The 14,167-nt window shown below is 66.4% G+C and carries 8 protein-coding genes and 3 CRISPR repeat arrays; of the genes, 6 read left to right on the top strand and 2 right to left on the bottom strand.

The features are described 5' to 3' along the window. Nucleotides 1-276: 276 nt before the first annotated feature. From cas7g to cas2, 6 genes are all read left to right on the top strand, one after another. Nucleotides 277-1,455 (top strand): type I-G CRISPR-associated RAMP protein Csb1/Cas7g, encoded by a 1,179-nt coding sequence (gene cas7g / locus EL245_RS04460; protein WP_126382043.1) that lies wholly within the window; start codon nt 277-279, stop codon nt 1,453-1,455. Between the two features lie 3 nt (nt 1,456-1,458). Then, nucleotides 1,459-3,021, top strand: coding sequence for a type I-G CRISPR-associated protein Csb2 (csb2, locus tag EL245_RS04455; RefSeq protein ID WP_126382041.1), 1,563 nt, complete (start codon nt 1,459-1,461; stop codon nt 3,019-3,021). Next, a complete protein-coding gene (gene cas3g, locus EL245_RS04450; RefSeq protein ID WP_126382040.1) occupies nt 3,018-5,705 on the top strand; it encodes a type I-G CRISPR-associated helicase/endonuclease Cas3g in 2,688 nt (895 codons plus the stop codon). The genes csb2 and cas3g overlap by 4 nt, the downstream gene beginning before the upstream one ends. 6 nt (nt 5,706-5,711) lie before the next feature. Continuing rightward, a complete protein-coding gene (locus EL245_RS04445; protein ID WP_126382039.1) occupies nt 5,712-6,716 on the top strand; it encodes a hypothetical protein in 1,005 nt (334 codons plus the stop codon). A gap of 159 nt (nt 6,717-6,875) precedes the next feature. After that, nucleotides 6,876-8,483: a CRISPR-associated endonuclease Cas1 gene (gene cas1 / locus EL245_RS04440; protein ID WP_126382038.1), complete on the top strand. Its 1,608-nt coding sequence runs from the start codon at nt 6,876-6,878 to the stop codon at nt 8,481-8,483. Next, nucleotides 8,483-8,782, top strand: a complete 300-nt coding sequence (cas2, locus tag EL245_RS04435) for a CRISPR-associated endonuclease Cas2 (protein ID WP_197719443.1) — start codon at nt 8,483-8,485, stop codon at nt 8,780-8,782. Before cas1 ends, cas2 begins: the two co-directional genes overlap by 1 nt. 178 nt (nt 8,783-8,960) lie before the next feature. Further along, nucleotides 8,961-9,562: a CRISPR direct-repeat array (repeat unit 36 nt; unit sequence GTTGCAGCCCCTTCGGGGGTTGCGCTTCATTGAGGC). A 106-nt stretch (nt 9,563-9,668) separates the two neighbouring features. Beyond that, nucleotides 9,669-10,924: direct repeats of the CRISPR family, unit length 36 nt; unit sequence GTTGCAGCCCCTTCGGGGGTTGCGCTTCATTGAGGC. 4 nt (nt 10,925-10,928) lie between these two features. Here the strand turns inward: cas2 and EL245_RS04430 are convergent. Then, entirely contained in the window at nt 10,929-11,726 is a 798-nt protein-coding gene (locus tag EL245_RS04430; RefSeq protein WP_126381755.1) for a transposase family protein, read from the bottom strand. Between the two features lie 187 nt (nt 11,727-11,913). After that, nucleotides 11,914-12,522: direct repeats of the CRISPR family, unit length 36 nt; unit sequence GTTGCAGCCCCTTCGGGGGTTGCGCTTCATTGAGGC. A gap of 513 nt (nt 12,523-13,035) precedes the next feature. After that, nucleotides 13,036-14,139, bottom strand: a complete 1,104-nt coding sequence (locus tag EL245_RS04425; RefSeq protein ID WP_126382036.1) for a zeta toxin family protein — start codon at nt 14,137-14,139, stop codon at nt 13,036-13,038. Nucleotides 14,140-14,167 lie beyond the last annotated feature (28 nt).

The raw sequence follows: 14,167 nt of genomic DNA, 5'->3' as shown, positions 1-14,167 counted from the left end.
TCGGCCCGGCGGGGCCCCTCGGGGCTGGCCTGCCTCATCCCGGCGGGGCCCTGGCCCCGGCCCTGCGACGCACGCGCCGCACGTACTCCTCGCGGTCGATGGCGCTGTGGGGCGGGGGTGCCGACCCGGAGGTGATCGCGCGTGAGCGAGTCCCAATCGTTAACCGCGGACGCCGGATTCGTGTCAGACCCTCGCGATACGTTGGGTTCGTCACTTCGCAGTGGCGTTCCTCGCAGGACGCCGCTCGTCAGTACTCGACTCTGGGAGGAGTCTTCCGTGCCAGCTCTCACCTTCCAACAGCTTCTCGCAGCCTGCCGCGCAGGCGGGCCCAGCGTGCTCACCTCAGTCACCCGCCTTGAGCCGGCAGCAGGACCCCATGCCTCGGTCGCCCCGGCGAAGTTCGTTGAACGGGACAAGTCTGTGTTCGCCTATGAGCGACGCTTCTGGGAGGGGCGAGCGGTCGAGGCGGTGCTCATCGACTCCAAGCAGTCCCAGAACAACCGTCTCGAGGCGGCCATCGCAACGGCCATCGCCGACGGCGATCCGGTGCTGTCCACCATGCCCCGCATCGAGCTGCGCTTCGACAACGGCCTGTCGCTGACCGACGTGCAGCTGCCGCACCGTGCCTTCGACGGTCAGCTGAGAGCGGGCACGATCAACGGCTCCCCGACGACGTCGGTTCCGGAGTACAGGGAGCTGCGTGACGCGACCGCCTCCCACGCCCGGCCCCTGCTGGAGCGCAGCCCCATGACCCTCCTCCTGGGAGGCTGGGACGCGAGCAGGAAGAGTCACCAGGGCAGGTACCGCAGCATCCTGGTCGGCGAGATCATCGGGATCCTGGCCGACCAGGAGGAGGGCCCTTCGCGACACTCGATGCGAGGAGGAGCCCGGATCGACCCCGTTGGCATGCGGATCGATCTGTCTGAGGAACAGCGTAAGAAGATCGCGCAGGCGCAGAAGGACGAGCTGTCCGCAAGCACCTATAAGAATGCTGGGAAGAAGAAGGCCTCCGTGCTTGGACTCGGTGGCATCCCCCCGGCGCTGGACCAGCTCGGGGGCGTGGCGTGCCAGGCGATCATCCGCTCGCACGTCCTCAGCTTCTCGGCCTTGCGGGGACTGCGGTTCGACTCCGAGTCTCCTGAGGGTGACGCCGCCTGCCGCGCCGTGCTTGCCGCCCTGGCCATCAACGGCCTGGCGCGCTCCGACGCCGAGCTCCTCCTGCGCGCCAACTGCGACCTCGTCGAGGCGGAGCCGGCGGTCGTGACCCTCGACAAGCGCTACGGAGACAAGGAGCGTGTCGACGCCTTGAGCGTCGACGAGGCCAGCAGCCTCCTGGCCGAGGCCATCGACTACGCTCGTGAGCACGGAGGGCTGGTCTGGGACGGATCGGCCCTGGTGGTCGAGGGCAACCCGGACGTCCTGCGCGCCGCAGGCGACGAGCAGCAGGATGAGTGAGAGATGAGCCCGGTAGGAATCACCGCTCGTTTCATCCTGGGTGTGTATCACGGGCACGCAGCCGACGGCAGCCCGGAGACACTGCCCTCACCCTCCCGGCTCTTCTCGGCCCTGGTCAGTGCGGCGCTGACCGGAAGCCGGGCCACGGAGAACGGAGGACCGGATCCAGCTCATCTGCACGCGCTGCGCTGGTTGGAGGCCAACCCGCCGACCGGGATGCGCCTGCCCGAGGCGCTGCCCGTGAGCAGCTCCCAAGGGGATCGCGTCGCTTACCGCGAGACCGGGACGATCGCGAACAACACCAAGGCGCCTAAGAAGCAGGCGACGACTGTGTCGGATGGTGCTGCGGTGGGCTCGGCGATCACGTGGACCTGGGACCTCATGCCCGGGGAGGTCCGTCACGGTCTGGAGACCTTGTGCGAGGACGTCCCCTGCCTTGGGGAGAACGACAGTCCTGTCGTCATGGAGATCTGCGAGGTGGAACCAACCTGGCGTCTGGACACGGGTGCGACCGCATTCACCCCGGGAGGGCTCCGTGTGCACGTTGCCGCCCCTGGACGGATCGACGCACTCCAGCGCGCCCATGACCTGGCCAGGCCACCCAAGCCGCCCACTGCGCCGCAGGACCGGTTCAGGCCCTCAGCCGACGAGGTCCGCGTCTTCCCCGTGACCACAGAATGCCTCCGCACCCTGCGGTACGAGCCGATCTCCTGCGACCCGGGAGGCTCACCATGGGGCGAGGTCCTTCTTGTCTCCATCGAGGAGGACACCGATGAGGCCGATATCGCCCCTCACCGGCGCCTTGGCTGGTGCGTAGCGTTTCACCGTGCCCTGGTCAAGCGGATCGGAGACGGCGCCCCCGCGGTCGTGACGGGACGCTACCCCGCGGACGCGCGTATACCCTCCAACAGGCTCGCCATCCAGTACCTGTCCCCAAGCAGCCTTGTCCTGTCCCGTCACCGCGGGCTGGTCGGCGACCGGGGGGCCTTCGCTGTCATGCTGCCCCGGGATATCTCCGACGATGACGCCGAGGTCGTGCGCAGGGCTCTGGCGGGCATGTCCTTCCTGCGCTCGCGGTGGGGCGGTGCTGTGGTCCGACCAGTCGACGCAGTCGTCGAGGCCGGGAGCTTCTGGACGCCCTCGCCCCCGGGAACCGTTCGCCTCTGGTCACCGACCCCGGCGGCGGTCCCCGAGGTGACCAAGCAGCGGGGCGACTGGACCTTCGAGGATGCCATCCTGCTCTCACTGGGCTTCGTGTACCGAGACGACCTGGGCGTGGCCGAGCGCGGAGGCAGGGCCTACCGCGAGCTGGTGTCCCGTGTCCGGGACCACGGTGCCTCGGTCATGTGGTACAAGCGCTTGACCGCCCGGCCCGCTGACTACGCCCATCGCATGCCCGAAGGGATGGTCGCCCAGCCCTACTCGGCGTTGTTGAGTGCCGGTGACCTCATCGCCCCCACCGCCCTGGTGGTCATGGGGCAGAGCCGGCACCTGGGCGGCGGTCTGCTCATTCCAGTGGATCTTCCTGAGGAGCTGGCCGCCGTGGCGCAGGGGAGGCGGCCGTGATCGCCGTCGAGGAGTTCGCAGACTTCTTCGAGGCCGTCCACGGGCCTGGGATCCGACCGTTTTCCTGGCAGACGGCCTTGCTCGAGGCACTGGTGACCGAGGGCGCCTGGCCGGAGCAGATCGCGGCGCCCACGGGCGCCGGGAAGTCGAGTGTGGTGGAGATCCACGTCTTCGCCACCGCGATGGCCGCGCTGGGGCTGGCGCCGCGGCTGCCCCGCCGCCTGGCGGTCGTGGTCAACCGTCGGGCGATCACCGACGCCCATGCGCAGCGGGCCCACGATCTGCTCAGCCTGCTGGAGCAGACCCCCGACGGTGAAACGAGCGTGGTGGGGCGGGTCCGGGACGCGCTCGTCGGCCTCAGGCCGCCTGAGGCACAGGATCGTCGCCCACTGGTCGTCACGACGATGCGGGGCGCCTTGGTCAGTGACAGCCAGTGGCTCAACGCTCCGGAGGCATGCGCGATCCTGTGCATGACCCCGGCGATGTGGGTGTCGAGCCTGCTGTTCCGTTCCTATGGCGCGTCACGGTTCGCCAGGCCTCGGTTGGCCGGGCTCCTGTCGACGGACGCGGTCGTAGTTCTTGATGAGGCCCATCTCAACCGGCAGGTGCTCGTGACGGCGCGCCGTGTGGCAGCGCTCGCGGCGAACGGGGCTGAGGCTCTTGGCGTCCCGGGCCTGGCCGTCGTCGAGATGACGGCGACGCCGTCGAGCCGGGCGGCGAGCACCGCAGGTGTGACTCGTGCATCCATCGAGGACGATGAGCGTCTCGCACGGCGTATGCGATGCCGCAAGGAGATCACTTACCTCCCCTACGGGGAAGAAGCCTGGCCGCCGGGTCGTGGGAGGCAGGAATGTGCCTTCTATGACAGGGTGGTTGAGCAGGTGAGCGCTGAGGTCGAGCGGGTGCGGGCGCAGGCGGACCCGGCGCCGCGGACCGTCGGATGTGTCGTCAACCGGGTGTCGACCGCGGTGGAGGTCGCGAAGACGCTGAGGTCGCAGGGCCTTCGCTGCACGGTCTGGGTGGGACGGATGCGTCCCTGGGACCTCGAGCGGCTCCGTCGTGAGGTGCCGGGTCTGTTCACCACCGCCGGCGCGGAAGGTGTCGATGTCCTCGTCGCCACCCAGACGGTGGAGGTCGGGGTGGACATCGACCTGGCGGGGATGGTGACCGAGCTCGCCTCAGGCAGTGCCATCGCCCAACGACTCGGTCGCGTCAATCGCCTCGGTCTGCGTGAGAGGTCCCGGGTTGTCGTCATCGGGCCGTCTGAGGACATGAAACTGACGAAGGATGCTCTTCCTTACCGGGCGACGGATCTGGACAAGGGGCGTCGGTGGGTGCTGGCGCGCCAGGTTGCCGGATCGGCCTCGCCCCTTGACATCGCGGAGAACCCGCCCGACCCTGAGGCTCCCACAAGGGTGCTGTGGCAGCGCCCGGAGCCGTGGGACGTCGACCTGTGGTCGAAGACCTCCATGGACCTGGTCGCCGAGCCCGAGCTCGACCTGTGGATCCGCGACGATCTGGAGCGGGAGGTGGAGAACGTCGGCGTCGTTGTGCGCGACCTCTTGGCCCTGGTTGACGGCAGCAGTGTGCTGGAGCTCGTGAAGAAGGTGCCTCCCGAGGACTGCGAGGCGTTTCCGATACCGATCGGTGAGGCCCGGAGCCTTGTCAAGAGGATTCTCGATGATCCGGACCTCGCGCGGACTGCCTCGGTCCTGTGGCGCGGGGGTGAGCCTGTCGCGCAGTGGGAGCTCGCAGTGGCCTCACACATGATGGCCCATGAGACGTCGCAGGAGGCGGAGCGCCTCCTGCGTCCCGGTGACACGCTCATCGTGGACGCGACGATCCCGTTCCTCACCGAGGGGGTGGCTCGAGCCGACGGCCGGGACTGCGCAGAACCCGTGCCCGCTAGCGTGCTTGCCGGTGTTGTCGATGTCGTCACCGACCCGGAGCGGCTCGGACAGCTCGCCCAGCTGTCCGAGGAGGAGCGTGAGGAGCACTTCCCCGACTGCCTGTGGGAATGGGCGACGCCCTCGGACGGCTCCGATGAGCCGCAGTGGCTGGTTGTTCGTCGTGGCCTGGTCGTGGACGACGACTCCGACGAACGGTCGACCTGTTCACCGGTCGCTGGAGTGCTGCTTGCTGATCACAACCGGGACGTGGCTGACCGGGCGCACCGCCTGGCTCAGCTGATCGGGACGGGCGCAGACGTGCGCGAGATCCTCAAGGAAGCGGGTGGGTGGCATGACATCGGCAAGAGGGACGATCGGTTCCAACGACTCCTCGAGGCTGACGGGGAGGCCCGTGCGAAGAGCCGTCTGCGCCCCGGACGCCCTGTACGACGCGCGTGGGTCGAGGCTGGCCTGCCAGCCGGATGGCGCCATGAAGTGGCGTCTGCCGCCGCCTACTGGGAGGCGACAGTGCCTGGGACGGGGGTGCCGAGAGACACGCGGGACCTCGTCGCGCGTCTGATCGGCACCAGCCACGGTCGTGGTCGACCCCTGTTTGACCACGACCCGACCACTGCGGGGCCGCATCACGAGACCGCTCTGGGGGAGCTCCTTGGCGAAGGTGAGTGGGAGGCACTGATCGCGCGCACCGATCGGGTGTGGGGGCACTGGGGGTGCGCCTATATGGAGGCCCTCCTGCGTGCGGTCGACTGTTCGATCTCCGCTGAGGGGAAGTGAGCGACCATGTATATTGCAGGTAGTATCAACAGTGCACTGACGACCTTCGCTGGACTCGGGCTGGCGCACATCCTCGAGCATAGCGGTGTGGAAGGCGTGCGGCTCGGATGGACCGATGCCGAGGAACCGCGGCTGGCGATCGAGGCGGAGCATCTCACTACTTTGGATATCTGCGAGCATGTCCGTCGACACGCCGTGGAATGCATGAATCCGGAGAGCTGGGTGCAGCAAGATCTAGATGCTGCACCATGGAAGGGCAAGGCCGCGGTTCTCAGTCCTCGCATCAAGCAGCCGGGTCGAGACAGTGAGTGGCTCTCTCTTCAGGATGAGCGCAATGAGGTGATCGACGCGACCATTGAATCCGCTGGGTGTGCGGGTGCGCTCGATCTTATTGGTGCGTTGGGTGAACCATCCTACTGGTCTCACAGAAACGGAGTACAATGTCCTGACTATGGGGCGAGCCGATGGGAGATGAAAACGAGGAACAGGGGAGAGGACTTTGTAAGAAATAGAATGCGTTCCCTGGTCTCGATCGTCTCGCAGCGCGATACCGAGGCAGTCTGTGACGGCCTGACGGGAAAAGTAGTGCGCGATGAGGCCTATCGGGAAAAACGCTCATCGGACTCTCGGACGGCAACGGGACTCACCAGGCCTCAGTTCACTGACAGCGCCCTGGCGTGGTGTGGCCTGTGGGGGCTGGCATCGTTTCCGACTGTTCCGCGGCTCGAGCACTGCGCTGTCACTGCCGGAGCGATTCCTGTGGGAGAGTACCGAGTGAAAAGCATCGTGCTTCCCCTGATGGTTGGCGGGTACAGCCTGGCCAGGTGGCGAGCGGTCCTGGCATCGGGTCAGCTGGTGAACGCGGTAGCGAACGAGGGCCGATCGGCCAGGGCGTGGCTCGTACGCCACGGTGCTCGGGCGTTGGCGCTCCATCGCGTTCACTATATTGGCAGCTCGAATGCGCCCGAACGGTACCTCGGTGTGGGGGATGTCCTGGTCATCGCGGGATAAGGGTCGTCGCCCTGGGGTCAGAATGTGTCCCTCCGGGGCGGGTAGTGCACGGTGGTGAGTGACGATTCGGTATCGATGCGTGTTGGTGGGCTTGCTCGATCACCTCACGGTGTTCACTGAGTACTGATCTGTTGAGGATGCTGTCAAGGGGGACCTGTCATGGAGGCGCGGCTGTCTGTCGATCCGATCCCGATCAGTCTTGTCATCCACTCCGTCTATTGTCCGCGGCGTGCCTGGCTCGAGTCCGTCGGTGAGAACACCGACACGATGCAGATGCAAGCCGGGCGCGATGCGCACCGCCGCGCTGATCGACGGGAGGACAGCCGACCATCGGAGCACCGTGCTGTCGACGTCCGCTCTGAAGAGCTGGGCCTCTCTGGGCGATGCGACGTCGTTGAAGGAGTGACGGGCGGTCCCGTCACCGTGGTGGAGTACAAGGCGACCCCTGTTCGTCGTCGACCAGAGGTCACGCGAGCCAATCGCCTTCAACTCGCGCTTCAGGTGCTGTGCCTGAAGGAGATGGGATTCGAGATCGATGGAACTGAAGTCTACTTCACGGGGCATCGGCGTCGCGTTGAGGTGGCGCTCACCGACGCTGACTACCTCGAGGCAAGAAACGCCGTGGAGCACACTCGCCACATCGTCGCCCAGAATCGAGCACCTGCGCCTCTCGAGAACTCACGGCAGTGTGAGTGGTGCTCACATGCGTCGGTATGCCTTCCGGACGAGCGCCGCTATGAGGCGGTCAGGCGTCGAGTTGTTGTGCAGGATCCTGACTCGCAGATCGTGCATGCGGCGACGGCTGGATCGCGCGCCTCGCTTCGGGCCGGGCGTCTTGAGGTCACGAAGTCGGGAGAGGAGTTGTTGAGCGTTCCGATCGAGCGGGTGCTAGGGCTTGTCGTGCATGGCAATGTCGACGTCTCCTCTGCGCTTATTCGTGAGTTGTGCTGGAGGAACAGGACCCTGGTGTGGTGTTCCTGGTCTGGGCGAGTGGTGGGGTGGGCGAACGGGGCTGATTCTCCAAACGGACTGCAACGGGTGCAGCAGCACGTGGCGAGCGCGGAAGGGCGGCTGGATATTGCCCAGCAGTTCGTGTCGGCGAAGATCGCCAACCAGGCGACGTTGCTGCGTCGCAACGGCGACGCCCTCGAGGCGGTCGAGCGGATGCGAGAACTTCAACGGAAAGTGCTACGATCCGGGTCCCTTGTTGAGGTGATGGGTGCTGAGGGCGAGGCTGCGGGGCTCTACTTCGGCGCGTTCGGCACCATGCTGTCCGGAAACACTGCGTCTTTTGCCGCCGCGCGATGGTCCGGAAGGCATCGACGGCCGGCACCCGATCCAGTCAACGCAGCTCTCGACTACACGTACGCACTGCTTCTCGGGGACTGTGTGCGTGCCTGCGTCTCCTGTGGACTTGATCCTCATGCCGGCTTCCTTCATTCCAGTTCTCGGAACAAGCCGGCGCTCGCACTGGATCTCATGGAGGAATTCAGGGCGCCGGTGGCTGATTCCGTAGTCGTGCGTTCGCTGCGCAACGGCGAGCTCGGCGAAGACGATTTCGTAGACATGATGGGGGCGTGCAGGCTGAGCGACCGCGGACGCAAGCAGTTGATCGCCGGGTTCGAGAGGCGAGTCGAGACCTCCTTCCGGCATCCTGTGTTTGGTTATCACGTCACCTGGCGTCGGGCGATCGAAGTGCAGGCCAGGCTCGTCCTGGGGTGCATTGACGGAAGTCAGCCCTCGTATCGGGGAGTCACGGTGCGCTGATGCGTGACGATGTGAGACGTGTTCTGGTGGCATATGACGTACCGTCTGATCGACGTCGAGCCAGAGTCGCGAAGTGCTTGTTGAAGTACGGGGATCGAATCCAGTACTCAGTCTTCGTCGTCGATGCCTCACCTGCTAAGCTTCTCCGCTTGCGAGGTGAGCTCGATGGTCTTGTCGACCCCGAGGAAGACTCCATCCTGCTGTGTGACGTGGGTCTGCTCTCATCGGTCGACGCGGCGCGGTTCTCCTACGTGGGACTGACCCGGACGATCACGCCGGACGGTCCCCTCATCGCCTGACGCGAGCGCTCGAGTGCTACGCGGATCCCCGGGGAGCGCTCGCCGCCAGGAGATCGTTGCAACGGCGCTGTTGTCGGGTTGAGATGCGCACGGCGGACCGGCGCCGTCACCCGCCGAGGACCGAGCGCTCGCGTGGCCCCTCGACATCCGCGCGATGCGGCGGGGTATGATGTGGTCGGTTGCAGCCCCTTCGGGGGTTGCGCTTCATTGAGGCCCTTGAGACGGCTTGTTCTGGTACTTCTCGATCTGGTTGCAGCCCCTTCGGGGGTTGCGCTTCATTGAGGCACCAAGTCCTCTAAGTGCTCCGCGATCGCCGCCGGGGTTGCAGCCCCTTCGGGGGTTGCGCTTCATTGAGGCTTCGCGGGCGAACCAGAACACGGAGTCACCCTTGGGTTGCAGCCCCTTCGGGGGTTGCGCTTCATTGAGGCCCGCTCCCGCTGACGTACGCCCCCGCGTCATCTGTTGCAGCCCCTTCGGGGGTTGCGCTTCATTGAGGCACGGACCGGTCTGTATGGGGCGCACCTACGATGGTGTTGCAGCCCCTTCGGGGGTTGCGCTTCATTGAGGCGGCCGCGGGGCAGGCAGGTACCTCCCGCCCGAGCAGTTGCAGCCCCTTCGGGGGTTGCGCTTCATTGAGGCAGGTCCACGGTCAAGCCGGCGTTCATGCGATCTGGTTGCAGCCCCTTCGGGGGTTGCGCTTCATTGAGGCGAGCTCTATGTCCGCGAGGCCTTCAGTGTCTCGCTGTTGCAGCCCCTTCGGGGGTTGCGCTTCATTGAGGCACAGCCTGCTGACTGTTGAATGGCCTGAGCCACGGCGACTGCCAGCGCGCCGATGTTGCGCTTCATTGAGGCACAGCCTGCTGACTGTTGAGGAAGTCGAGATCCACGTTGCAGCCCCTTCGGGGGTTGCGCTTCATTGAGGCCGGCCCACCTCTCACGGCCCCTCGTGGGCCGTACAGGTTGCAGCCCCTTCGGGGGTTGCGCTTCATTGAGGCAAGCCGCACGCCGGGACTAGGCGAGCGTCGCCCAGTTGCAGCCCCTTCGGGGGTTGCGCTTCATTGAGGCCTGTTCCTCGAGCTGCCCGAGGTGTCGGAGGCCCAGTTGCAGCCCCTTCGGGGGTTGCGCTTCATTGAGGCGAAGCCATGATCTGCTCCTCGTAGGCTCTCAGGCGTTGCAGCCCCTTCGGGGGTTGCGCTTCATTGAGGCTCCGCGCACGACGCGTCCGGGACGTGGGACCGCCGCGTTGCAGCCCCTTCGGGGGTTGCGCTTCATTGAGGCATCGGCCAGTCCACGTTCTCGGTCAAGCCGTCGTCGTTGCAGCCCCTTCGGGGGTTGCGCTTCATTGAGGCGGAGTCACGGTCAAGCCGGCGTTCATGCGATCCGCGGCGTTGCAGCCCCTTCGGGGGTTGCGCTTCATTGAGGCGCGACCGCTAACGCCACGTACGCCACCATCGCCAACCTGTTGCAGCCCCTTCGGGGGTTGCGCTTCATTGAGGCGACCATCGTGTCGGCAGCGTCCTGAGCGGCCACCACAGTTGCAGCCCCTTCGGGGGTTGCGCTTCATTGAGGCTACACGGTGTACGCCTATGTGGTGGACGTCCTCGCGGTTGCAGCCCCTTCGGGGGTTGCGCTTCATTGAGGCAGCGCCTCACTGTCGCACAGGGCGCACAGGTCCGCCGGTTGCAGCCCCTTCGGGGGTTGCGCTTCATTGAGGCGCTGCCTGCACCAGGCCAGAGCAGTCCCACGCATGTTGCAGCCCCTTCGGGGGTTGCGCTTCATTGAGGCGACTACACGCCCCGGATCTGCGTCGCGTGGCTCGGTTGCAGCCCCTTCGGGGGTTGCGCTTCATTGAGGCACCTCGCACTCCGCATAAAGGGCGCCGTCACCCGTTGCAGCCCCTTCGGGGGTTGCGCTTCATTGAGGCTCAACGACACCCTGATGGGACTGTCCGTCCGCTCCCCAGGTTGCAGCTCCTTCGGGGGTTGCGCTTCATTGAGGCGACGCCGCCCGCATCGTGTCGCCGTCTGCGCCGGGTTGCAGCCCCTTCGGGGGTTGCGCTTCATTGAGGCATGGCTCCTCCCTCGGCAACCGGAGTGATGTGGTCGGGTTGCAGCCCCTTCGGGGGTTGCACTTCATTGAGCTTTTCTCACCGGGGTTGTTTGTTGAGGCTGATGATGACGAGGGCTGTGGCGGTGATGTGGGTGATGGTGTGCGGGTCGAGGGTGACGTGTTGGAGGGCCTTGAAGTGCTTGAGCATGGCATTGGCCCTCTCGGCAGGCGAGCGCAGACTGGCGTGCAGATGGTTGTAGGTGGCGTCGTCGGGGCAGGGTCTGGCGCCCTTGACGGGTGTGAGCACGCCGATGCCGGCGCCGATGTAGCCCTTGTCGGCCAGGGTGGGCATGCCCTGGGAGGCGGCCTTGTACAGGGCGGGCAGCGCGTGGGCGCGCGCAGCGGTCAGGTCGTGGGTCGAGCCCGGCTCGACCGGCGAGACCCACACCGGGAATCCGGTGTGGTCGGTGATGACCTGGACGTTGCCCCCGAAGGCCTTGTGCTTGCCCGAGTACCACGAGTGGTTGCCCCGTTCGGTGCGGGCTGCGACCCTGTCGGTGCGGATCAGGGTGCCATCCAGGCACACGAAAGGCTCACCCTTGTGGCGCAGCTGGGTGATGACCTCGATCAGGTCAGGGGCCTGGGAGGAGATGACCTGGAGGGCCTCATGCAGGTACCTGTAGGCGGTGGCGATCGAGATGCCGGCGTCTCGGGCCAGGGTGCGCATGCTGGTGGCCTCGTTGAGCCAGCGCAGCACCATCACAGCCTGCACCCAGGGCGTCGCCGCCCTCTGATGAGGCCGAATGTCGTGCCAGCGGCGGTGAGCCGCCAGCCAGGCTGACACGGTTCGGGCGGTAGCGGATGGCACGTCAAGGGTGGCACGATAGGACAGCATGCGGGGACCTCGCATTCAGGGGTGCTTCTTTGGTCAGAACCCATCCTGGATGCGCTCCCCGCGTGCACCCCCACACGACACGCACCCTCCCCCAGCATCCCAACGATCAGGCCGGGTGCACGCCCCACCCCGGTGAGAAAACCTCATTGAGGCACCGGCAACTTCCGCGAGGCCCTCGAAAAGGGGGAGTTGCAGCCCCTTCGGGGGTTGCGCTTCATTGAGGCACGCCGTCAGACTGGAGCTTGTCGATCTCCGCCGTTGCAGCCCCTTCGGGGGTTGCGCTTCATTGAGGCCGTCCGATGAGCCACATCGCTGCGGTCAGGACGACGGTTGCAGCCCCTTCGGGGGTTGCGCTTCATTGAGGCCGGGAGGGTTACCTGGAGGCGACGACGAAGGACGTGTTGCAGCCCCTTCGGGGGTTGCGCTTCATTGAGGCAGCCGCACGCTGTGCCGCGGCGCCCGGGTGGACGAGTTGCAGCCCCTTCGGGGGTTGCACTTCATTGAGGCGACGGCGAGGAGCAGGCACGCAACATCCAGATTGCGAGTTGCAGCCCCTTCGGGGGTTGCACTTCATTGAGGCGCTCACCACTCATCTTGGTCGGGTCGAATGAGATGTTGCAGCCCCTTCGGGGGTTGCACTTCATTGAGGCATCATGAACCGGCGGCCCAGGTCGCCGCCGCGGAGGGTTGCAGCCCCTTCGGGGGTTGCACTTCATTGAGGCTCATAGGCCGCCTCGACAACGACCTCCTCCTGGCCGCAGTTGCAGCCCCTTCGGGGGTTGCGCTTCATTGAGGTAGGTTGCGCTGCGCGTAGTCCTTGTGTTGGTTGAACAGTTCCAGCCCCTCGTCATGCTGGCGCTTTCATGGGGCTGGGTGGGTGTGAAGGCACCATGGTGCCTTCACACCCACCCCCGATTCCGTGCCTCGGTGGGAGAAGCGCGGGTGAGCAACTGGGGATGGCGTCATACCACTGTGTGGCATGCACCAGACCAGCGCGACCGTGCGCCCAGGGGAGGGGGGCGACCTGGCCTCAGATGCCGAACCGACGCTCGGCCTCACCGATCTCCACCTAGGTCAACGAGCCGCTCAGGGATGAAAACCGTCGTGCCCTTGTCGTCGGTGAGGGTGACGTCCTGGGGCGACGCGTCCGTCGAGATCCTCCGGCGGTGTGATCAGCGCCGGCCGGATGAGCCGAGTGCGGGTACCACGGGCACGTGCCTCTGGTGATCATCCGACCCGTGGCCGGGTCGCACCCAGATCGCGGCGATCTTCATCGGGTGCACACTCAAAAATCTGTCACCCCGTGTTGTCAGCGCGCCGGTCCGTGCCGGCCGGCGGGTCGCGCCCGGCGAGCGCCATCGACCAGGGCCCGCGCGCGGTCGCGCTGGCCAGCCAGCACCTCGTCCTTGGTCCGCCTGGGACGGGATGTGCTCCGCTCGGGAGCCGGCGCGTCCACACGGCGTCGAACCACCCTCCCATCTGAGGTGCGTGTGCCGGTCTCGACGAGTACCGGAGGCCTGGCGAGCACCCGCGCCTCGTAGCGGCGGTACTCGCTCACCTTCGAGGGACGGCAGGCCACGAGCGACTCGATAGCCTCGCGCGGTCTCGAGGAGCCGTCAGGATTGAAGACGGACTCGACCACCTCAGTGGGCACGCGCCGTGCCGACCCGTCCTGTGCGGCAGCGGCGACGTAGCGACCAAAGGTTGACTCGAGCGAGAACTCCCGCGTCGCGTGGATCTCGACCACGCGCACCGAGTAGCCGGCGGCGTCGAGCTGTGAGACAACATCGGCTGTCTTCGTGGGAGACGAGCAGACCTGGTCGAGCAGGATGTTCTTGCGCTGAGCGATCGCGTCCGAGCGTGCCAGCCTGGCGATCATCGATGACTCCTCGTGCACGAGCGAGGACAGGTCCAAGTCGTGGAAGTGCTCGCCGTGCGCCTCAAGAGCGCGTACCGCCGCGGGCTTGATCTCGGCCTCGAGAGAGCCGTCAGCACGGGCGACATCGATCAGCCTGCCCTTGATCGAGTCGGCGTCGATGACTGTGAACTCGCTACGGGTCAAGCCGCCGGTGATCGCCCTGTCCCCACGGGAGAAGACGTCGTCGATGCTGGTCGACTTACCCGATCCGGGGGGACCCGCGAGAAGGATCGCCACAGGTCTGGCACCCGGTGGCGCCGGCTGGCCGGCAGACGTGATCTCAGCGGCGAGCCTCTGGTGCAGCCGGCTACGTGCATGGCGAGGGACCAGCATCCCGTTCGCGTGGGAGAACCAGCGAGGGTTGTTGATCGTGGCTGTCGGTGCGTCGGCCCGGAGCGGGTCGCCGCCTGCCCGGTCGCGCAGTGCTTGGAGCACGGCGTAGTGTCGTGCCGCAGCATCCTGTGCGCTGCCCGCGGGGTCAGTTCCTGGCGCCATGCCCCGATCGTATCGGGCGCGACGCCGT

The organism is Actinomyces howellii (assembly GCF_900637165.1).
GTDB classification, from domain to species: Bacteria; Actinomycetota; Actinomycetes; order Actinomycetales; family Actinomycetaceae; genus Actinomyces; species Actinomyces howellii.
Note: the sequence above shows the minus strand (reverse complement) of the source record. Positions and strands in the feature narration are given on the sequence as shown.